Here is a 22579-nt window from a genome sequence, read left to right on the forward strand (position 1 = left end):
CGCATTAAAAACCCCGGATTACAGCACCTACGTAATCCGGGGTTTGTTTTTTCTAATCAGAATATCTTATTCTCCGATGGGTTGGGAATGGTGCTTCCGTCCCCACAGTCCTTCCATTTCCTCCAGTGTTCTTCCTTTGGTTTCCGGAACGACTTTCCACATAAACACTGCGGCCAAAATTCCCATGATTCCATAAATCCAATAAGCGAATCCGTGATGGAATGCATTGGTTAGTGCAGTCGAATCGTTCATAATTGGGAAAGTCCACGATACAATGAGGTTTGCCACCCATTGTGCCGCTACCGCGATGGACATCGCTCCACGAATGGAGTTGGGAAAGATTTCCGCCAACATTACCCACGCAACAGGTCCCCACGATACAGCAAATGATGCCGTGTAGAGCAACATGAAAATCAGTGCTGCAATTCCCACATTTCCGATATAGAACATCAAACCTAATGCGAGCATCGAGAAGGCCATTCCAACGGCACCAATAATCATCAGCGGTTTTCGTCCCAGCTTGTCAACCGTTAAAATTGCTACTACCGTGAAAGTCAAATTAACAGCACCAACAATAATGGTTTGCAGCAGCGATGTGTCGGTTCCCGAGCCCATATTCCGGAAAATCTCCGGTGCATAGTAAAGAACCACGTTGATGCCGACAAACTGCTGGAAAATGGAGATAAACACACCGATGATAATCACCAAGCCTCCAAAAGAGAGCCAGGGTGCTTTTCGTTCAACCAATGTCTTCTTAATATCTTGCAAAACAGACTTTGATTGACTCACTCCCACCAGTCGGTTCAATACCTTTTCCGCCTTGTCATCCTTGTCCGCCATCACCAGGTAGCGTGGCGATTCCGGAACGATAAACAAAAGGAAGAAGAACAATCCTGCCGGGATGGTTTCAGAAGCAAACATCCATCGCCACCCGATGGTATCGAGCCAGGTATCGTTTCCCTGACTGGCAATAGCGTAATTCACAAAATAAACCACCAACATTCCGAAAATGATAGCAAACTGGTTCCATGATACTAACTTTCCACGAATGCCAGCCGGAGCAATCTCGGCAATGTACATCGGCACAATCATCGATGCCAGACCAACGCCAATACCGCCCACGACGCGATAGAAGATAAACGAACTCACCAGTTCAAAACCCAGGAAGTTCATCTTATCAGGAATCGCAGAGCCGATAGCAGACAAAGTAAACAGGAAAGCTGCCAGCATCATTCCGTTGCGACGGCCAAGCGTTTGACTGATGTAACCCCCCAGCGATCCACCGATGATACAGCCCACCAACGCGCTGGAAATCGTAAAGCCATTAATGGCGTTTGCCATTCCTTCCGTTAGCTCGTTCGGTTGTGCCCAGAAACGGAAATACCAGATCAGGATAGCAACAATGGCTAATACCGCCATGTAAATCCCACCCTTTTTGCTTCCGTAAAGCTTCACCAGAAAACTGCCCAGCAACACTGCAACGATAACCAGACATAGCGAAACGATAAATTTGTATTCCAGAATCACTTGTGCGGCAAGAGCCGGATCTGAATATAAAGGAGTGATAAAAAAGCTCTTGAGTGCTCCGGTTGCCCCGGAAATAACAGCCGTGTCATATCCAAATAACAGCCCTCCAAGTGTGGCAACCAGGGTGAGTGCAAAAATATATGTCGCACTTCCTTTATTACTTTTCATACGTTGAATAATTATTGGTTTAGATTCTCTCTAATGTCTCAGTCTACAGAGATTCCGGCGGTTGGTGCCACAACTCTGCTTCAACCTGACATTTCTGTTTACACCGAAAGTGTTGGCAGTATTAAAACTGAAAACCTGTTTCCAATGAGACCTCTTCATTCCTCTCCTCCTGTCCGGGAAAGGAAGAAGAGAGTCTCAATACTTTGGAAAACAGGAACAGTCCAAATTATATGCTGATTAAATGTACCAGTTGATCATCTGCTCAAACAGCTCTTGCTTGCCGCTGATTTGCTCGGGTTCGCCCACTTCACTGGCGACTTCACGCAACTGTTCGAGGGTTAGTTTGCCAGCCTCGAATTCGGCTCCCTTACCGCTATCGAATGAAGCATAACGTTGTTTACGACGCTCCAGATAATCGCTTTCGTTCAGAATTTTGTCCGCGATAATCAGACCACGGGCAAAAGTGTCCATACCGGAAACGTGAGCGATGAAGATGTCTTCCAGGTCGGTAGAATTACGACGCAGTTTTGCATCGAAGTTGATACCACCGTTGGTAAATCCACCTGCCTGAATAATTTCCATCATGGCTTCGGTTACTTCGTAAATGTTGGTTGGAAATTCATCCGTATCCCAGCCGTTCTGATAATCACCTTTGTTGGCATCGATAGATCCCAGCAAGTTGGCATCGGCAGCCATTCTTAACTCGTGTGTAAATGAATGGCCAGCCAGCGTAGCATGGTTTACCTCGATATTCAGTTTGAAGTCTTTATCAAGATTGTGCTGACGCAGGAATCCGATAACCGTTTGCGAATCGTAGTCGTACTGATGCTTGGTCGGTTCCATCGGCTTAGGCTCGATAAGGAAGGTACCTTCGAAGCCATTCTTGCGGGCATAGTCGCGCGCCATGGTCAGGAATTGTCCCAAATGCTCCAGTTCGCGACGGGTATCCGTATTGTGAAGACTCATATAACCTTCGCGTCCGCCCCAGAATACATAGTTGGTTCCGCCCAGTTCGATGGTCGCATCAATGGCATTCTTAATCTGTGTTGCCACATTCGTCAATACATTGAAATCCGGGTTTGTGGCTGCACCGTTCATATAGCGCGGGTTACTGAACACATTAGCAGTTCCCCAAAGCAATTTAACGCCGGAAGCCTCCTGCTTGGCTTTCATTTCAGGAAGCAACTGTGCCAGTCGTTTTTCAATTTCAAAAACAGAACCGTCACCTACCAGGTCGGTATCGTGAAAACAGTAGAATGGCGCATTTATTTTGGTAATGAATTCAAATGCTGCATCCAGTTTTTCACGAGCGACATCCATTGGATTAGCTGCAACTGCCCAAGGGAAAACTTTCGTTCCGGGACCGAATGGATCACCACCTTCGCCGCAGAACGTGTGCCAGTAAGCAACTGCAAAACGCAAGTGCTCTTTCAGTGTTTTTCCGGCTACAACACGATTCTCATCGTACCATTTAAATGCCAGCGGATTACGTGAATCCGGTCCTTCAAATTTAACCTGCCCGATTTCGGGAAAATAAGCTTTCTTTCCTTTTAAAATTTCCATGATTATTTGATTAAAGGTCTGTAAACGTTATATATTGAATTGCTTTAAATAAATCGATTCAGTGTATCTAACCATTTTTGATAGGCCACTTCCGTTGCTTTGACTTTGCTCTGGTCCGGCTCAACAACTTCCAACCTTTTCAACCCGCTGAAAGCTTCTTCAAAACCGGAATAGTAACCGGCCCCGATGCCCGCTCCACGCGCTGCTCCTACCGAACCATCGGTATTGTACAACTCGATGGTGGCTCCGGAAATATTGGCCAGTGTTTCACGGAAGACCGGACTGAGAAACATGTTGGCTTTACCGGCGCGAATAACTTTCGCATCAATACCCATCTCCTTCATAATATCCATGCCGTAACGGAAAGAGAATACAATTCCTTCCTGCGCAGCACGAAACAGGTGTCTGCGATCGTGGATATTGAAATTCAGTCCGCTGATTTGTGCTCCAATTTCCTTGTTTTCCAGCACGCGTTCAGCTCCGTTTCCAAAAGGAAGAACGGAAACACCGTCGGAACCAACCGGAACCTGCGCCGCTAAATCATTCATTTCAGGATACGATAAGGTTTCATTCCCCACATGGCGGTTCAACCATGAATTAAGGATACCGGTACCATTGATGCAAAGAAGCACTCCCAAACGATTGGCTTCCTCCGAATGGTTCACGTGTGCAAAGCTATTCACACGCGAAAGCGGATCATATTTCACCGTATCGCTCACGCCGTACACAACCCCCGATGTTCCGGCTGTCGTAGCGATTTCTCCGGGTTGCAGTACATTCAGCGAAAGCGCATTATTAGGCTGATCGCCGGCACGATATGCTACGGGAATACCGGCCTTGATGCCCAACTCTTTTGCGGCTTTATCGGTCACCAATCCCTGGATGCCAAACGTGGGAACCAATTCGGGGGCCAGGTTATCCTGAAAACCAAATTCCTTCATCAGCATTTCCGAAAGCCCGTTTTCACGGAAGTTCCAAAAAATTCCTTCTGACAGGCCGGAAATCGTTGTTCTTACTTCTCCGGTCATTTTCATACCAATGTAATCACCGGGCAGCATAAACTTATCGATGCGGTCGAACAGTTCCGGTTCGTTCTCCTTCACCCACTTTAGCTTGGCAGCTGTAAAGTTTCCGGGGGAGTTCAGCAAATCGGCCAGGCAACGCTCTTCACCAAGCGTCTCAAACGCATTTTGCCCAATTTCCGAAGCCCGGCTGTCGCACCAAATAATAGAAGGCCGTAATACTTCCTGATGCTTGTCTACCAGCACCAGGCCGTGCATCTGGTAGGAAATCCCGATGGCACCAATGGCGTTGGCAGACACATTACCAGCCTGCATCGCTTCCTGTGTTGCCAGCTTCAGGTTCTCCCACCAACCCAATGGCTCTTGTTCGGCCCAGCCCGCCTGCTTGGCGGTAATAGCCATTTCCTTTTTCGGATAAAAAGCCGAACTGACGATTTCGCCGGTTTCTCCGTTTAAAATGGAAGCTTTTACAGACGAGCTTCCTACATCAAATCCCAGTAGATACATTTGTTATGATTGTTTTCTTGGTTTGTCATTACTATTCTGCTCTGTTATGTTTACCTACAATGATTCCCGTATGACCAGGTGGGTTGGAATCACCCGATCGAGCTTTTCATCGCCGGTTACAAAACCCGCAGCCGCTTCTCCCATCTTCACAAAATCGGTTGAAATAACCGTAATGCCTCCCATCACAAACTCTTTCATCGGGGTATCGTTATAGGACAAGATTCCAATATCGCTTCCCAGCTGAAACTTCTTGCTGCGCACCTGCTTCAACAGGCTGCCCAGATCAATATCCTCAAATACCAGATAGGCCTTTCCGATGGTCATTTCCAGCTTCTTCACCTCTTTTACAACCGAAAATCGTAGACCTTTTTCCCTACAAAATCGCTCAATCGCTTCCACTGAATCGTAAGGGTGATACGTATATTCCGGATATACACACACAATTTCTTCGTACTTCTGCAGAAGATGTTGGCCTTCTTCCAGACACCGAGTGACTGAATCGCCAAAATCCTGGTAAACACGAGAGTGTTCCGGGCCGGCATTTATCTTCCAGTCGATAACCAGCAGCCTGTCAGCCGGTATTTTCTTAATAATGCGGGATACATCAGGATGGTCGAAATTCATCACAATGTAGGTATTGTACTTCCCCACACTGTTTTGAATAATGCTTTCGAAAACATTGATATTGTAGTGATGAAAATTCACATCGACCACGATATCTTCCGGAAGCGACTCTTTGAAAGATGAATACAAAACCTCCTTATAAGCCTTGAATGTATCGAGAAACAGAAACACACGCTGCTGATTGCTGGCCACGAAATATCCCTTATTAGGAATGGCTTCGACAATCCCCCGTTTTTTGAGCTCAGCATATGCTTTAAATACCGTGTCCCGCGACATCGACGACTCCTTAATCAATTGATTCACTGACGGCAGGGCATCTCCTTCCTGTAAAGCTTTACGGTTAATGGCATCAATCACAGCATCGACCAACTGCTGAAACTTCAGCACCGTTGAATCCGGGTTCGGTGTAAACGAAAATTCATTCATAGGTTGAAATTTCACAACATCTATTCTGTTCTGTTGTGTTCTGCTAAATTAGATCAAATTTTCTTTCGAAAGCACAGATCAAAACATTTTTTACAGCATAAACCGAAAACGGAATGTGGTAAAATCGGCTCAACCGCCTTTATTTACCTGAATAGATAAGAAATGTTAAAACCTCAGCACCAGTATAATTATATGTAAACAAACGGTCGGTTTCAGTCGTTTTCACATAAAGACGTCCCTACTTTAACCATCATGTCCTACTAAAAACCTTCAATCATGAAAACGAAAGCAATCATTCTGACGATTTTGATATCAGCAGGCGTTCAGCTAACTGCAAAAGCGCAGGAAAATGAGACCGATGGGAAAAAACCGGTGTTTGTTACCGGCATTGTATTTGACAGGAAAGAGATGAAGCCTCTTCCGGAAACGGTATTCATGGTCAACCATCAGAATAGTTCGATCACCGACGACGATGGGAAGTTTTCGTTCTGGGGTTCACCGGGCGATACCATCACTGCCAGGTATGTAGGATACAAAGAGGTAAACATGGTCGTTCCGGATACCCTTTCTGCTTCGGAATACCTGATGGGAGTTTTCATGTCACCCGATACCGTGCAGATTAAAGAGGTTATTATTTTCCCGAGAAACTACAACCTGATGAGTGAAATGAAGCAATTGCCGGTGGATGAGAAAAATCTGATGAATGCTCAACAGAATGTTGACTTGGGAACGGTTCAGGGATTGACCCGATCGCCAAAAACGTATGATGCTGACATGAATACCCGGAATACCATGCGAAAATACCAGATGCAGGCGGAATATAAAGGATTGAAAGTAAGTCCGGCAAACAGTGTGGGCATCTCAACCGGAACCATTACTCCGTCGAACTTTCTTTACGGAAAACCGATTCTTCACAAGGGAAAACTGAAAAAACAGGTCATTTCGAACAACGAACAAGACGTAGTTATTGGACGGTACCAGGCATATCTTGCCAAAAAGTGGAAAAAATATGATGAGATAAAGAAGGAAAAACAAAAAGAGGTGAATCCGAATTAATCATTCGTCATATGATCGATACACAAAAAAAGACCGCTCAGTGAATTGAACGGTCTTTCTCGTTTTTGGGAACCTATTTTGTCAACCGCGGACAAACAGAGCCTTGATGATCAACCATGCCATGTTCGGATTTTCTTTCAAACGGCGGGTTGAATAACCAAACCACTCCACTCCATAAGGTACGTAAACCCTCATGCGATGACCGGCACTCATGATGCGGCTGCGCAAATCAGGCGTTACTCCATACAACATCTGGAATTCGTATTTGTCCTTAGGTGTATTGTATTTCTCGAGTAATTCGAATGCTTTATCAACGAGATATTTGTCATGCGTAGCAATACCAACATAAATCCCGTTTTGCAACATGTACTCCAAATCCTCTAAATAGTGATCGCGAACTTCCTGGTATTTCTTGTAGGCAACTTCAACCGGCTCGACATAAATACCTTTACACAACCGGAAATTCAAGGGAGCTTCCTCTGAATGCATATCCATCAGGTCGCGAACATCACTCAGCGTGCGACGCATATACGACTGAACAACCAATCCTACACGGGTAGGAAATTCAGCTTTCAACCGACGGAAAATCTCAACTTCAGCATCTGTGCAGGTGGAATCTTCCATGTCTACCCGGATAAAGGAATCACACTCATCCGCTGCGGCAACAATTTCGCGGATATTCTGGTAACAACTCTCCTTGTCTAGCAACAAGCCGAACATCGACGGTTTTACCGAGAAATTACCATCAATCTTCTCGTCGGTAAACCGCTTGATAAGCTCGATATACTGTTTCTTATTCTCAGTGGCTTCTGATAATTCTTTGATATACTCACCCAAAATATCAACAGTCACCATGGTCTGTTCAGCATTCAGTTTTCTCGATTCCCGAAGTGCATCTTCAATATTTTCACCAGCAATGTAACGTTTGGAGAAAATCCAGACCAATTTTTTAGGCATGTAAGGCAGGATTCCTGCTATCATTTTATTGAACATAGTCGTAATAGTACTAGTTAGAAATTTTTACTCTTTTTCATCAAGAGGTAAAAGTAGTAAACGCAAAAGGCCCGATTTATGACGTTTATCAAGAGTAAGGGCTAATTTATTTCATGAATTATCAGAAATTGGTTTTCGCAGCCAACAAAATTTAAGGCGCATCCTTTGTGCATTCAGCAATTCGGTTATATTTGTCATTCCTAATTCCATACAAACAATCATTTTACGATTCATATGAAAAATAACTCTACACTCATTCATGTTATTTTGGCACTGGCTGTTATTGGCCTCTATGTATTATACTTTACAGGAAATAAAAAAGGCCAGTCAGACCAGGCAACCACTGAAACACAAACGGGGAATGAACCAGTTAAGGTGGCATTTGTAAAACTCGACTCTGTGTTGGTCAACTACGATTTGGCAAAAGAATTAAACGATAACTTCAAGAGTAAGCAAGATGCCTACACAAATGAGTATGGCCAAAAACGAATCAACTTCGAAAAACAGGCCAACGCTTTCCAGGAAAAACTGAAGCGCGGTGGTTTCCTCACTCAGGAACGCGCCATGCAGGAACGCAACCGCCTTATAGGTATGCAGCAGGATATTCAAAAACTGGACAACGATCTTTCCAGCAAATTGCAATCCATGCAACAGGAAATCAATCAGCAAATAATTGATAGTATTTCCAACTATGTAAAAATTTACAATGCTGATAAGAAATACGATTTGATTTTCAGCAATGCCAATCTTCTGGAAGGTTCTGATCAGCACAACATCACCCGCGAAGTGATTACTGCGCTGAACAAGCGTTACCACAGTTCGAAAAAGTAAGACCCGATTACGATATAACTTGAAAGCCCTGCGAAACCAGGGCTTTTTTTGGCACTATGCATAGCTTCGATTCCTATCTGAAAAAACATGCTGGTTTTCCGCCGTTCATTACCGAAAAGCCGGAAGACCAACTCTCATGTTGCGTGGTAATTCCGTGCTACCGCGAACCGGAATTATTCAAAACCCTGGAATCGTTGTTGTCGGCCACATCGCCCTCTCTCCCAACCGAAGTCATCGTCGTAGTTAATTCCCCGGAAGGAGCTTCGGCTGATGCAGCCGAAATTAACCAGCAAACTATCGCTCAATTCCAAGCATGGAAACGGGAGATTCCCTCCGGGAAAATCTCTTTTCATCTGGTACATGTTCAGGAACTAAAGAAAAAATGGGCCGGTGCCGGATGGGCGCGCAAAATTGGCATGGATGAAGCTATTCATCGCTTCAACCTTGCGGGAAATGAAAAGGGAATCATTGTTTCGCTGGATGCAGATTGTCGCGTATCGCCCAACTATTTTACGGCGATTGAAGAAGCTTTTCAGAGTTGTTCTAAATGCCAGCTCTTCACCATTGGATTTGAACACGATCTACAAGAACTCGGTCTGGATGCTAGTCTCCGCGAAGGAATTACCCGGTACGAATTGTACATGCGTTACTACCGGCATGCCATGCAACTAACCGGGTATCCGAATGCTATTTATACGGTAGGTTCGGCGTTTGCTGTACGGGCCGGAGCCTACGTAAAACAAGGAGGCATGAACCGCAAAAAAGCAGGAGAAGACTTTTACTTCCTGCACAAAGTCGTTCAGCTGGGAACGTTCGGGGAAATCAGTGAAGCGCTGGTTTTTCCGGGAATCCGAACCTCCGACCGGGTACCGTTTGGAACCGGGCCGAAATTGGCTCAATTCCTTTCCGGGGAAGATTCCATGGAAACGACTTATTCCTTTCGGGCTTTTGAAGAGCTGCAGCCTTTCTTCCGAAAAGTAAATGAACTTTACCACCTGAATCAAGAACAACTTGCTGAAACAATCGATGGTCTTCCGGCACCGCTTCGACGGTTTTTGATGCAGTCCGGAGCTACCGATATGATACGCGAATTACAATCCAACTGCTCCGGTGATAGCATTTTTGCCCGACGTTTTTTTCATCGGTTTAACGCCTTTTGGATACTGAAGTACCTGAATTTTGTGCACGACGAGGATTACAAACCGGATTTGTTGTTGAAAGCCGCCCGGCAACTATTGCAGGTGAAGGGCATCGAAAGTGCAGCATCCTCCGATTATTCTACACTTCTTCATATTTTCAGAAATATAGATTACCCGAATCATATTTGAACTATCTTTGCACCAGAGAAAAGAGATGTTATGGTTTTAGTAAAGGTAATTTTACTGGCCGTTGCTCTTGTTTCCCTGGCTATCTTCGGATTAGCTATCCAAATTGTTCTTAAAAAGAATGGGAAATTCCCCGATACGCATATTGGACACAACCGCGAAATGAAAAAACGCGGTATTTATTGCGCCCAAACAATCGATCGGATAGAGCAGGCAAAAGTAAAGAAGGAACAGAAGCTTAAAAACCTGAAGCTCGCGAAGTAAACGGTATATAGCTTTGAAATAATCACACCGGAGGAATCGGGTGATTATTTTTGACTTCATTTAAGACCTTTTTATCTCTTTTATTATTACTTTTGAAGCACAAAACGTTAATGCTATGTTGAAATTGTTTTTACTTGTTTTGGGCATGATCAGCTTCGTATTTTTTGCTTTGGGATTGCGTTTTCTCAAAACAAAAAAGGAAGTCACCGACCCGACTCTGGCCGATCTGAGAACAGGCACCGGCTGCGGTTGTGGTGGCGGAAGCTGCGGTGTCAGTACCGATTCATCATGCCATACCGATTTATAATAATCAACGACTTTAATCAGAAAAAGCCGGACTACTTATCGTAGCGCCGGCTTTTTTTATGACCATTAATTTCTTCTGATTAGAAACGCGATTCTACAACGTCCCAATCCAGAACTTTCCAAAATTCTTCAATGTACGCGGGACGAAGGTTTTGCTTATCCAGATAGTAAGCGTGTTCCCACACATCACAAGTTAACAACGGTGTTTTGCCATCGCGCAGCGGGTTGCCGGCATTGGCGGTCTGGACAATTTCCAGCTTACCGTCAGCATTCTTTACCAACCAGGCCCAACCCGATCCGAAAAGTGTAGCGGCAGCGTTGCTAAATTTTTCTTTGAAGTCTTCCAATGAACCAAAATCACGCTCAATAGCCGATTTCAGTGCTCCTCCCGGTGATGTTTTGGGTGAGCCCGAAAGCTGGAAAAAGTAGAAGGTATGGTTCCAAACCTGTGCTCCGTTATTAAAAATACCGCCCTCGCTCTTCTTGATAATCTCTTCGAGATCGGCATTTTCAAAAGGGCTTCCCGGAACTAATCCGTTCAGTTTGTTTACATACCCCTGGTGATGTTTTCCGTAATGAAATTCGAGGGTTTTCTTACTAATGTGTGGTTCAAGCGCATCGAGTGCGTACGGCAATTTGGGTAATTCGAATGCCATGATAAATTTATTTTAAAGGTTAATGATGATTTTTACTGCAAGAACGAACGAAGATCGAAATTTGTTCGCTCTTTTCATGGCAAACTACCCCTAAAAGCAAAAAAAAGCCGGAGCATCACCTCCGGCTTCTCAAACCAAAAAATCAATTAACCTTTAAAACGTCTATCAACCTCGTCCCAGTTGATAACTTTCCAAAAAGCTTCGATGTATTCAGGACGCTTGTTCTGATACTTCAGATAATAAGCGTGTTCCCATACATCTATACCTAAAATGGGAGTTCCTTTCACATCAGAAACATCCATGAGCGGATTGTCCTGATTCGGTGTGGATTCCACCTTTAGTTCGTTTCCATCCTTCAGTAGCCATGCCCAGCCCGAACCGAAACGTCCGGCTGCTGATTTTGAAAATACATCCTTGAATGCTTCGAGTGAACCGAAAGCAGCGTTAATTGCGTCTGCCAATTCACCTTTAGGCTCTGAACTTCCACCCGGTTGCATTACATCCCAATACAGGTTGTGGTTGTAGAACCCACCTGCGTTGTTACGCACAGCCGCCGGAAATTTTGATACTACCGATAAAACTTCTTCAATGGTTTTACCGTCCAATTCGGTACCTTCAATGGCGTTATTCAACTTACTGGTATACCCTGCATGGTGCTTCGTGTAGTGAATTTCCATGGTGCGGGCATCAATGTATGGCTCAAGAGCCGTATAATCGTATTTAAGTTCTGGTTGAATAAAACTCATATCACTAATGGTTTTTAGTAGTTCAATGTTTTTCAAAAATAATCTTTATTTGGATTTGTTCCAAATTAAAATAAAACTTTTTTGTCCTTTTTCTTCACTCTATTTTTGTAGCCTGAAAATGAATATTTAAGCATCAAAACATCAACACCTTGAACCGAAAAATACTTGACCTCGCCATTCCCAACATAGTTAGTAACATCACCGTTCCGTTATTAGGTCTTGTGGATATGACCCTGATGGGACACCTCGGATCAGCGGTTTATATCGGCGCTATCTCGCTTGGCGGTGTCATCTTCAACTTTTTGTACTGGATGTTTGCCTTCCTGCGAATGGGAACCAGCGGATTCACGGCACAGGCAACCGGGCGGAAAGACTGGAAAGAGAGTGAACTGATCCTGGGACGATCTTTTGCTCTGGCGTTATTTTTCGGCGTTATGCTAATCATTCTTCAAGTCCCAATCGAATGGGTTAGCTTCCGTATACTGGGAGGAAGCGAAGAAGTCAAGCAATTGGCCAGTCAATATTTTTATATCCGAATCTGGGCTGCACCGGCTACCATTGGGCTCTACAGCCTGAACGGCTGGTTCATCGGGATGCAAAACGCCAAGGTTCCCATGACTGTGGCTATTATTATTAATGTAGCCAACATCATTTTCAGCCTGCTGTTTGTGTTTGCTTTCGGAATGAAGTCCGACGGAGTAGCCCTTGGAACCGTTCTTTCGCAATACATGGGTCTGTTTCTTTCGCTTTGGTTTGCCCGGAAAAAATTCGGTGCCCCGCTATCGCGCCTTTCGAAGAATCAGGTTCTCGATATAAAAGCATTACGGATTTTCATGCTGGTGAACAGCGATATTTTCATCCGGACGCTTTGCATCATCGGTGTTTTCACCTTCTTCACCTCGAAATCGGCTGGAATGAACAACACGGTTCTGGCTGTCAATTCGCTGTTGCTTCAGTTTTTCATGTTCTTCTCATTTTTCATGGATGGCTTTGCTTATGCCGGTGAAGCTCTGGCAGGGAAATACTTTGGAGCCGGAAGTAGAGCCAAGCTCAAGAAGGTGACGCAGTTGCTGTTTCTTTGGGGTACTTCTTTAGGAGTTACATTCTCGCTCATCTATCTTCTTGCCGGCAACCAAATTGTTTCCCTGTTAACCGATCAGGTCTCAATCAGGGAAGCAGCCCGCCCATTTATCTGGTGGACAGCATTGGTTCCCATCAGCGGATTTGCCGCCTTTATCTGGGACGGAGTTTACATCGGTGCTACGGCTTCGAAAGGGATGCGGAATAGCATGCTGGCAGCGACCTTCCTGTTGTTCGTTCCGGGATTTCTGCTATTCAAAAATTCCATGGGAAACGACGCCCTGTGGCTGGCGATGATTCTTTTTGTCTTTGGGCGAGGACTGTTTCAAACCATATTGGCAAAAAGGGCAATCTTTAAGCGAATACACTAAAGTCTGAATAGCTTTTATAAATAAATTTTCAAAAAATTATACATTATTATACATTTAACGATATCCATTAACTTTTTTTTTAAATTCGCATTGTCTAGACAGAATCATTTTAAGAAATTGAATGGTCCATCCACAGACAATATTCAGATAACTTTCATGCGTCCCAATAATAAAGAAACAGTTGTTGTCATGCCTGCTGATGGGGCTCTACATACATACAATCACACTAATGAAGAAATTAAATTCGCAGTGTCCCATCCCAGTAGCGTTGTCTTAGGCATTAGCTTGAATGGACAAAGTGCCTCTCCTGCCATTTCGATTGGAGAAGCAAACCCTTCTTACTCAATGAATAAGGAAATCAGCATGTTTGGCATGGCAAAATATGGAGGCCAATGGAGGGGAAGCAGAATTACAAAAAATTAGTTTTACCACTATTAAATATGTGAATATGAAATTATTATTGCTTCTACTGACGATATTACTACCGCTTGTTTCCATGGCACAGGAAGTAAAAAAAGAGAAAGCAAATCATGGCTTGTTTACCATGTTCGGGAGCTCTGTACTTATCACTACAAACAACAGGTTGGTCAGTAGTAAATATGCAGACACCTTTGCTAATGCAGAAACACAAAATCAAGTTCCTGTTTCCCCAAATGGCAATATCTATTCCGGAAGTCAATATGAATTCGACTCAATGAGTGGATTAGGTATTAACGTTATAGCCGGATGGTATATTACGCAGAAGTTTTCCCTTGGAGCAGGAATTGGCGCACAGCCAAACACTGTTCCTGTGTTTCTGAATGGGAGATACTGTTTGACAAATAAAGCCAACGCACCTTTCCTGGTAACGGACGTTGGGATATTCACAAAGTTACTCCATGCCAATAGTGGACATTTTTACCGGTTAGGAGGAGGTTATCGTATCGGATTAGGAAAAAGCCAAAAGACTCGCCTGCTTCTTTCGCTAAATTATGATCGTTCTTTAATAAAAGACGGAGCCTATTACTGGTCAGGAAACGATTTTAATTCAATGATTGCTCACTATGTTGACACCCATTTCAACAATCTTGTTTTTTCTGTTGCTATAGAATTATAAGCATCTCGGCAAATATTTGATTCCCCGATCCGCTTATCCAATAATAATTACAATAAGCGGATTGGGGAATTTTTATCAGTAGTTGAAACTACTCCCTCCCAAAAATTCGCGCAACACCGAAGTGGGCGGTATTTCCTGTGATGAAATCGGATAGAAATAGGAAATGAATACCAGCAATCGAACGGCTTCAGCATATTCCGGCGCATTCTCAGGAACAAGCTCCAACAGATGTTCTGCATACCGTTTCAAAACCCCTAACTCATAAATCAGGGCCGAATTGAACATCACATCGGCATTTTCCTGGTAAGGGAAGATATGTGTATCCTCTCCCCTGCGCACACTGGGCCAGCGTTGGATAGTCGTCCGGGCATCGTAGCCGCGATACTTGCTGTCGCGAATAATGCGCCTCAACAAACGGTTGTCCGTCGTGGGAATATAGGTGTGCTCATCAATGGAAATCTGGGTCAGCGCTGAGATGAAAATTTTGAAAATCCGCTCGGTGTCAATTCCTGGAATCAAACCGGGATTCAACCCGTGAATCCCTTCGATGATGAGGATGCTGTTCTCCTCCAACTTCAGCATCTCCCCTTTGAACACCCGCTCCCCGCTATGGAAATCGAACACCGGACGCTCAACGGTTTCACCGTTCATTAACTTGGTCAAAAACTCATTGAAATACGCAATATCGATGGCTTCCAACGCTTCGAAATCATAATCGCCCGATTCGTCTTTGGGAGTGTGTTCCCTATCCACAAAGAAATCATCCAACGAAATGGAGATGGGCCGCATTCCCACAACAGCCAGCTGAATTCCTAACCGCTTACTGAAAGTTGTTTTACCGGAACTCGAAGGTCCGGCAATTAACACCAGGTTAACCTTATCGCGTCGCGCATAAATCTGGTTGGCAATTTCCACGATTTTCTTTTCGTGAAGAGCCTCTGATATTTTGATGATTTCGCCGGCTCGCTTTTGACGAACCTGTTCATTCAATCCTGCAATATCCTCTATCTGAAGAATTCCTGCCCATTCCTTGTGCTCCCGGAAAATTTCAAACAACTTTTCCTGCCGAACCATCGGCTCCAGTTCATTGGGAGATTCCGGATTCGGAACCCGTAAAAGAAGACCGTCATAGTATTTCTCGAGTCCGAAATGCTTCAAATAACCGGTAGAAGGCAACACGTGTCCATAGAAAAAGTCTCGCCTGTCGGCCAGGCACAGAATCGGCGCATAGATACGGCCGTACTCTTTGAAAAGTTCCGCTTTGCGATGTAAACCTTCCTGCTCAAATATTTCAACCGCTTCTTCAGTCAGTACCCTTTTTCGGGAAATAGGTAAATCTTTGTCGATTAGCTCATGCATCTCCTCCCGAAGTGTCCACACATCCTGCTCGGTAAGCGGTCTTCCTAAATTCTCTATTTCGCAGTAATAGCCTTTCGAAATAGCGTGATCGATTTTCAATTGCGCCTCAGGCCAGATATTCCGCACCGCTATATACAAAACAAACGACAATGAACGAAGGTACATTCGTTGCCCATCGGTATTGCTGTAATCGAAGAATTCTATTTTCTTGGGCTTAACCAATTCAAAATCGAGTGGTTTTACGCGGTTGTTTACGTAAGCCCCCAAAATAGGAGACGGTAATGAGACGTCCATACTACCGGCGATTTCACCGAGTGTAGTTCCCAGCGGAAACGTGCAGAGCTTTCCACTGTTTTCGCATTGCAATTCAATATCTCTTACCATAAAAAGGCTGTTTTCGAATGAATGGGGGCATCAAGTTAACACATTTTGTTCAATTGCAATCAAAATGTCACATGCACTTGCGGGAGGTTTATCCTGCCTGCCCTTATTTTCTTTTTAGCTCTTCCTTCAGGAAACGAGCGGTGTAAGAATTCTTGTGTTTAACAACTTGTTCCGGCGTTCCGGTACAAACAACTTTTCCACCGGTTCGTCCGCCTTCCGGGCCAATGTCGATGATATGATCAGCGACCTTGATCACATCCATGTTGTGCTCGATAACAATTACCGTATTTCCCCGTTCGACCAGTTTATTCAGTACATCGAGCAGTACCCTGATATCTTCGAAATGAAGACCGGTAGTGGGTTCGTCCAGGATATAAATGGTTTTACCGGTATCGCGTTTGCTAAGCTCCGAAGCCAGTTTGACCCGCTGTGATTCACCTCCCGACAAAGTCGTTGACGACTGCCCTAAGGTGATATAACCCAGTCCTACTTCCTGCAGACTTTTCAACTTGGTTAAAATCGACGGGATATTCTCGAAGAATTCAACACCCTGATTAATGGTCATATCCAGCACATCGCTGATGGATTTCCCTTTATGCCGTACTTCCAGCGTTTCGCGGTTGTAGCGTCGGCCATTGCACTTATCACAATGCACGTACACATCCGGCAGGAAATTCATCTCGATAACCTTCATCCCGGCTCCCTGGCACTCTTCGCAGCGCCCGCCTTTCACGTTAAACGAGAAACGGCCGGGTTTATAGCCACGAACTTTCGATTCCGGCAACATCGCAAAAAGATTACGAATATCGGAAAAGACACCGGTATAGGTTGCCGGGTTGGAACGCGGCGTCCGTCCCAGCGGTGACTGGTCGACTTGTACTACCTTATCGATATGTTCGAGCCCTTCAATTTTTTCGTAAGGAAGCGGATCTTTCACCGATTTATAGAAATGTTGACTCAGAATTGGCTGCAGAGTTTCATTAATCAACGTTGATTTTCCACTTCCGGAAACGCCTGTAACGCAGATGAATTTTCCTAACGGGAACTCGACATCGACCTTTTTCAGGTTATTACCGCTCGCTCCTTTGATTCGAAGTACCTCACCGTTTCCTTCTCTCCTCTTTTCCGGGATGGCAATCTTCTTGACGCCATTCAGGTAGGCCGATGTGAGGGTGTTCAGCTTTAACAATTCGTGTGGATCGCCAGCTGCCACAACTTCGCCGCCATGCCGACCGGCAAACGGTCCCATGTCCACCAGGTAATCAGATTCCATTATCATGTCACGGTCGTGCTCCACCACAACAACCGAGTTTCCGGTGTCCCGAAGTTGCTGCAATGAATTAATGAGACGCAGGTTATCGCGATGGTGCAAACCGATGCTCGGCTCATCGAGAATATACAGCACGTTAACCAGTTGCGAACCAATTTGCGTGGCCAACCGGATACGCTGTGATTCTCCACCCGAAAGACTCCGGGCCGAACGATCGAGCGAAAGGTATTCCAAGCCAACGTCCAGCAGGAATCGTAACCGATCCCGAATTTCTTTTAATACTTCCGAGCCAATCAAACGCTGTCGTTCAGTCAACCGGGACTCAATATTCTCGAGAAACATTGAGAGTTCGCCAATGTCCATCTTCGATAGTTCGGCAATATTTTTTTCGTCGATCTTGAAATGGAGAGCTTCTTTATTCAACCGTTGACCGTTGCAGACCGGGCATACATTGGTTTTATGAAACTGGTCAGCCCACTTTTGCGCCTTTTTCGACGGATTGTCACTTTTCTGATTGACGATATACTTCACCACACCTTCGTAGCTCATCATGTAATTGACCGAGCTGCCCAGCGGCGTATTTTTTAACTGAATCCGTTCACTTGTGCCGAAAAGAATGGCATCGATAGCTTCTTCCGGGTACTTGCTCAACGGCGTTTTTAAGGTTACTCCGTATTTCTCGGCCAACGCCTCGATTTGCCAAAATATCAGCGAGTTTTTATAGGATCCTAGCGGAGCAATTCCACCTTTGGCAATACTTACCGACGGATCGGGAATAATCTTGTCATTATCGATTTCGGTTACTTCTCCCAGGCCGTTACACTTCGGACAAGCTCCCTGCGGTGAGTTAAATGAAAAACTGTGCGGCGCCGGCTCGTTATAGGAAATTCCGGTCGTCGGGCACATCAGGTGACGGGAATAGTATTTCGCTTCATCACTTCCTTTTTCCTGGATCATGATGATTCCGCCTCCGTGTTTCATCGCGGTTTCCACCGAATCACGCAAACGCTTCCGATCAGCCGAATCAACCACCAGTTTATCGATCACAATTTCGATGTGGTGATTCTTGTAACGATCGACTTTCAGGCCATGCGTCATTTCGCGAACCTCGCCATCGACGCGGGCGTACAAAAATCCCTTGCGGCGAATCTGCTCGAACAATTCACGGTAGTGCCCTTTACGCCCTTTTACTACCGGAGCCAGAATAATGGTTGGTTTGCCGTCGAAACGCTCCAGAATCAAATTGATGATCTGCTCGTCGGTGTACTTCACCATTTTCTCGCCGGTGTTGTACGAATAAGCAATACCGGCCCGGGCATAAAGCAATCGGAGGAAGTCATAAATTTCGGTGACCGTTCCGACTGTAGACCGTGGATTTTTATTCGTTGTTTTCTGTTCGATGGAAATCACCGGGCTTAAGCCACTGATTTCGTCCACATCGGGACGTTCCATGTTGCCCAGAAACGAACGGGCATACGCGGAGAAAGTCTCGATGTAGCGTCGTTGTCCTTCTGCGTAAATGGTATCGAATGCCAGTGACGATTTTCCACTTCCCGATAGGCCGGAAATTACCGTCAGTTTGTTGCGTGGTATCTCAACATCAATGTTGCGGAGGTTGTGCACACGTGCGCCCCTCACAACAATTTTATCTTCTTTGTTCATTCAATCTGCTTATTCGTCCTGGTCGGAAATAGAATCCTGCTCTGCTTTATTCATCTCCTGGTCCCAATGAAAAGTGCGGTAACCTTTTTCAGGTAACCTGATGACGTAGGTCTTTCCTGACGGATTGGACAAAGTTGTTTCCCTCAACCAGGGATTGAAATATTTCAATATTTTGTAATTCACACCGTGCTCCCGGGCAAAATCGGCAAAATCATCTACCGGCCCGTCGATTGTTACGTTATAGGTCGGAATGATCGGGTAGATTTCATCCTTCGGAACTTTAAATCCATAGTTTTCAGGATCGCTCAGAATCAATTTCAACGCCAGTATGCGATAAACATACCGCCCGGTTTCCTCACCTAATAACAAATCGTAATAATTGTGGTTCTTCTGACGAACAATTTGCCGCGCCACACCGGTACGGCCAGCATTGTAAGCCGCTGCCACCATGGTCCAACTACCATATTTCTCGTAATTGTGCTTCAGGTATTTGCAAGCGGCCTGCGTGGCTTTCACCAGATTGTACCGTTCGTCCACCTCATTATTCACCTCCAAACCATAATCGCGGGCGGTCGGTTTCATAAACTGCCAAATGCCCACAGCACCAGCCGGACTCACTGCCCGATCGAAAAAACTGCTTTCGGCCAGAGCCAGATATTTGAAGTCATCGGGAACGCCCTGTTCCTTCAGTATGGGCTCAATCACGTTAAAATAGCGTGGTGCCTTCTTGATAAAAAGTAACGTTTGGGAATGAAAATAGGTATTCACCAACATTTCCCGATCGAGTGCTTCCTTCACATCAAAATCCTGTAAGGGAACCGGTTCGCCTGCAAAGTTAAGCGTATCGGGTAACTCAGGCGGACTGAAAAAAACCTTTCCTGTATTGTGATTCAGTGAATATGGCGATTTCGTATTGTCATCACTGGTGCTGTTGAAAAACAATCCTCCGATGATGACTCCAATGGCAATTACCGATAAAAAAATGGAAATGCTGTTCAGACTCCCCCTCTCGCGTGATAAATTCCTCTCCTTCAATTTTCCAGGGTTTTAAATTCGAATCTCAAAGATAACCTTTTTGAAAACCGATTCAAACCCCCAAAGCAGGCAGAATTTTAATTAAATGCATAAGTCAATCCCGTGTAAATACCCAACTGGTACGGACGGTAATTGATTTCACTGCTTGTACTAATGGAATTGAGATAATATTTTATCCTGGGTTCCAGTGTCACGGTCACCCGTTTACTCAACTCATACCCCAAACCGAGGCCAACGGTTCCGGCATAAACCAGATCGCGCAATTGACTGGTTTCACCGCTTTGGGTCTTCACGCCGCCTTCGTATAGAGAAGCATTGTTTCCGACCAAAATGTTGGTACTCATTCCTCCGGTTAAATCGACATTTACTTTGCGGTCGATGAGATGGTAGGCTATCAAAACCGGAACCTCAATATACTCCAGGTTCTGCTTCAAATCGGCATTACTGGCATAAGCTGTAGTACCTACACCATTTGACAAATCAGCCAGGTATGCTCCGTCCTTAATTGAAGACGGTGGTTTCCGGAAGTTAACCATCCCAACTTCGGTATTAGCTGCATAGGCTGTCGAGTTGGAATTAACTCCGTAGTCAGTTCTGACGTTCGCAAATTCCGGATTATTGTCGCCGAAAACGGGAACCCGGCTGGTGTTATGCCTGATCTTTGAGTACACGATACCCGATCTGACTGATAACCGCTTGTTGAGTTTATAACCAAACATCACTCCGCCTGAGAATGTGGGTTCTGTGGAAGTAGAGGACTGAGAGACACTTGAAAACGCATTGGCTGCTGCATACAAATCGCCATGACCTCCTGATGACGACTGTCCTGAAAAAAGAGGAGATGCTTCTGCTGCCAATCTCCATCGATTGATCGGTTTATTCTCTTTTTCGTCCTGGTACTTCTGAATGTTGTCAGCAATGATACTCTGGTCATTCAACTTCTGTTTTAAAGCTGCCAGTTGCGAATCGTTATCATTGTCCAGCCCCAAATGCTTTGACAGGAATTGAATCCAGCTTTCATTTCGACCTGACAATGCGGAGTTACTACCAGAAGGAACAGACGGTATGCGGGCGTTGATTTCCGACATGGTCTCATCCTGCTTCCTTTCGGCCATAGCCAAAACAGCCGCTTCGTTTATCTGTACAGTATGATTGCTTCCGTTACCGGGACCTCCGATCATTTTCACCGGCATCACAGAAGCCGAAAGTGTAGCCATTTTGACCGGAACAACCGTTTGCGTTGCACCAGGTGTAGTTTTTTCACCGGCAACGTCAGCCGGTTGGGGCGTAACCGTTTTTTGCGGCACTACAGCCACTTCGTTTGTCGTTTGCTCCTGGTGAGGTTGGGTCACCATCCATCCGGCAATAAACGCCAAAACCACCGCAGCTGCAATCGACAATCCCTTTATCAAAGCCAGCCTATACGCTTTCTTCCGCTTGTCCAGCGAATCTTCGATATTTTTCCAAACATACATGGGAGGAGTTTCTTCAAATCCCTCCAGTCTGTCCCGGAAAAGCTGGTCAATATCGTGTTTTTCAGCTAACATATTGTATTGTTGACTTTGCTCCTTTCAACACCAAATCTTTCATATACTTTCTTCTGCAATATCACCCGTGCCCTCGATAGGTTCGACTTGGAAGTTCCTTCCGAAATCCCCATCATTTCTCCAATTTCCTTATGAGAAAATCCTTCAATCGCATAAAGGTTGAACACCATACGATAACGAGCCGGTAGTTCCTGCACCAACTTGAGCAATTCATTGGCATTAATCTGTGCCAACAAATCTTCACTCAATTGTTTCCCCTCATATACGGCAATATCCTCTACCGGATACAGATTATTTTGCTTGCGGAATTTTTCAAGTGACGTGTTTACCATGATTCGTCTCATCCACCCCTCAAACGAACCTTTGAATTGAAACTGGTCAATCTTGGTAAAGACCCGGATAAACCCCTCCTGAAGATTATCCTCCGCTTCGGTGGCATCTTTGGAATACCGCAGACAGACCCCGTACATCTTGCCTGCGAAGCGTTGATATAGCAGGGACTGCGACTTTCGGTCGCCAGCGGAGCATTTTTTTATGATATCGTCCAGGTCGGTCACGCAGTATACTTTAGTTCGAATTCTCGATCAAAAATCAGGCCCGAATCAAATTAAACTGCAACCTAAATAAATTCCACCAATATAAGAACGCAATGCACGAGCTATTTCTGTTAAAAAATGTTGATAAACTCTCTGTATTTGGGGATGAATATTCATTCTCATTTCATTTAGATTAACCGGTATTTTTCTAAACTCAATGATTAG

General features: G+C 44.9%; 19 protein-coding genes. 7 read left to right on the top strand and 12 right to left on the bottom strand.

Going from position 1 to position 22579, the window contains the following annotated elements; translation table 11 throughout:
* Window positions 1-66: 66 nt before the first annotated feature.
* The 4 genes from xylE to CLV93_RS01710 form a co-directional block, all read right to left on the bottom strand.
* Window positions 67-1695 carry a D-xylose transporter XylE gene (gene xylE, locus CLV93_RS01695; RefSeq protein ID WP_106540438.1) on the bottom strand — a complete coding sequence of 543 codons (1629 nt, stop codon included), beginning with the start codon at window positions 1693-1695 and terminating at the stop codon, window positions 67-69.
* A gap of 237 nt (window positions 1696-1932) precedes the next feature.
* Window positions 1933-3258, bottom strand: a complete 1326-nt coding sequence (gene xylA / locus CLV93_RS01700; protein WP_106540439.1) for a xylose isomerase — start codon at window positions 3256-3258, stop codon at window positions 1933-1935.
* A gap of 44 nt (window positions 3259-3302) precedes the next feature.
* On the bottom strand, window positions 3303-4787 hold the full coding sequence (locus CLV93_RS01705) for a xylulokinase (RefSeq protein ID WP_106540440.1): 1485 nt from the start codon (window positions 4785-4787) through the stop codon (window positions 3303-3305).
* A gap of 54 nt (window positions 4788-4841) precedes the next feature.
* Entirely contained in the window at window positions 4842-5837 is a 996-nt protein-coding gene (locus CLV93_RS01710) for a GntR family transcriptional regulator (RefSeq protein ID WP_106540441.1), read from the bottom strand.
* Between the two features lie 276 nt (window positions 5838-6113).
* On the opposite strand from CLV93_RS01710, the gene CLV93_RS01715 reads away from it, so the two are divergent.
* On the top strand, window positions 6114-6893 hold the full coding sequence (locus CLV93_RS01715) for a peptidase associated/transthyretin-like domain-containing protein (RefSeq protein WP_106540442.1): 780 nt from the start codon (window positions 6114-6116) through the stop codon (window positions 6891-6893).
* A gap of 81 nt (window positions 6894-6974) precedes the next feature.
* On the opposite strand, the gene CLV93_RS01720 is transcribed toward CLV93_RS01715, so the two are convergent.
* Complete coding sequence (locus CLV93_RS01720) at window positions 6975-7850, bottom strand: proline dehydrogenase family protein (protein WP_228492017.1); 876 nt, start codon at window positions 7848-7850, stop codon at window positions 6975-6977.
* 270 nt (window positions 7851-8120) lie between these two features.
* Between CLV93_RS01720 and CLV93_RS01725 the strand changes: the two genes are divergently transcribed.
* The 4 genes from CLV93_RS01725 to CLV93_RS01740 all read left to right on the top strand — a co-directional run bounded on the left by CLV93_RS01725 (window position 8121) and on the right by CLV93_RS01740 (window position 10613).
* A complete protein-coding gene (locus tag CLV93_RS01725; protein WP_106540444.1) occupies window positions 8121-8717 on the top strand; it encodes an OmpH/Skp family outer membrane protein in 597 nt (198 codons plus the stop codon).
* A 56-nt stretch (window positions 8718-8773) separates the two neighbouring features.
* Window positions 8774-10045 carry a glycosyltransferase family 2 protein gene (locus CLV93_RS01730; RefSeq protein ID WP_106540445.1) on the top strand — a complete coding sequence of 424 codons (1272 nt, stop codon included), beginning with the start codon at window positions 8774-8776 and terminating at the stop codon, window positions 10043-10045.
* A gap of 30 nt (window positions 10046-10075) precedes the next feature.
* Window positions 10076-10306, top strand: coding sequence for a hypothetical protein (locus CLV93_RS01735; RefSeq protein WP_106540446.1), 231 nt, complete (start codon window positions 10076-10078; stop codon window positions 10304-10306).
* 115 nt (window positions 10307-10421) lie between these two features.
* The gene (locus CLV93_RS01740; protein WP_106540447.1) at window positions 10422-10613 is read left to right on the top strand and encodes a hypothetical protein; all 192 of its coding nucleotides are present in this window, start codon (window positions 10422-10424) and stop codon (window positions 10611-10613) included.
* A gap of 79 nt (window positions 10614-10692) precedes the next feature.
* Here CLV93_RS01740 and CLV93_RS01745 read toward each other — a convergent pair whose 3' ends face one another.
* The gene (locus CLV93_RS01745) at window positions 10693-11268 is read right to left on the bottom strand and encodes a superoxide dismutase (RefSeq protein WP_106540448.1); all 576 of its coding nucleotides are present in this window, start codon (window positions 11266-11268) and stop codon (window positions 10693-10695) included.
* 146 nt (window positions 11269-11414) lie between these two features.
* Window positions 11415-12050, bottom strand: a complete 636-nt coding sequence (locus CLV93_RS01750) for a superoxide dismutase (RefSeq protein WP_425529588.1) — start codon at window positions 12048-12050, stop codon at window positions 11415-11417.
* Between the two features lie 113 nt (window positions 12051-12163).
* Here CLV93_RS01750 and CLV93_RS01755 point away from each other — a divergent pair, with 113 nt between their 5' ends.
* Both CLV93_RS01755 and CLV93_RS01760 read left to right on the top strand, forming a co-directional pair.
* On the top strand, window positions 12164-13465 hold the full coding sequence (locus CLV93_RS01755) for an MATE family efflux transporter (RefSeq protein WP_106540450.1): 1302 nt from the start codon (window positions 12164-12166) through the stop codon (window positions 13463-13465).
* Between the two features lie 382 nt (window positions 13466-13847).
* On the top strand, window positions 13848-14561 hold the full coding sequence (locus CLV93_RS01760; protein ID WP_106540451.1) for a hypothetical protein: 714 nt from the start codon (window positions 13848-13850) through the stop codon (window positions 14559-14561).
* Window positions 14562-14636: 75 nt separating this feature from the next.
* On the opposite strand, the gene CLV93_RS01765 is transcribed toward CLV93_RS01760, so the two are convergent.
* From CLV93_RS01765 to CLV93_RS01785, 5 genes are all read right to left on the bottom strand, one after another.
* Complete coding sequence (locus tag CLV93_RS01765; RefSeq protein ID WP_106540452.1) at window positions 14637-16304, bottom strand: nucleoside kinase; 1668 nt, start codon at window positions 16302-16304, stop codon at window positions 14637-14639.
* A gap of 103 nt (window positions 16305-16407) precedes the next feature.
* A complete protein-coding gene (gene uvrA / locus CLV93_RS01770) occupies window positions 16408-19236 on the bottom strand; it encodes an excinuclease ABC subunit UvrA (RefSeq protein WP_106540453.1) in 2829 nt (942 codons plus the stop codon).
* A 9-nt stretch (window positions 19237-19245) separates the two neighbouring features.
* A complete protein-coding gene (locus CLV93_RS01775) occupies window positions 19246-20271 on the bottom strand; it encodes a lytic transglycosylase domain-containing protein (RefSeq protein ID WP_246187177.1) in 1026 nt (341 codons plus the stop codon).
* A gap of 77 nt (window positions 20272-20348) precedes the next feature.
* Complete coding sequence (locus CLV93_RS01780; protein ID WP_106540454.1) at window positions 20349-21818, bottom strand: outer membrane beta-barrel protein; 1470 nt, start codon at window positions 21816-21818, stop codon at window positions 20349-20351.
* The gene (locus CLV93_RS01785; RefSeq protein WP_106540455.1) at window positions 21812-22375 is read right to left on the bottom strand and encodes an RNA polymerase sigma factor; all 564 of its coding nucleotides are present in this window, start codon (window positions 22373-22375) and stop codon (window positions 21812-21814) included. Before CLV93_RS01785 ends, CLV93_RS01780 begins: the two co-directional genes overlap by 7 nt.
* Window positions 22376-22579: the final 204 nt, after the last annotated feature.

It is taken from the genome of Prolixibacter denitrificans (genome assembly GCF_003014495.1).
GTDB classification, from domain to species: domain Bacteria; phylum Bacteroidota; class Bacteroidia; order Bacteroidales; family Prolixibacteraceae; genus Prolixibacter; species Prolixibacter denitrificans.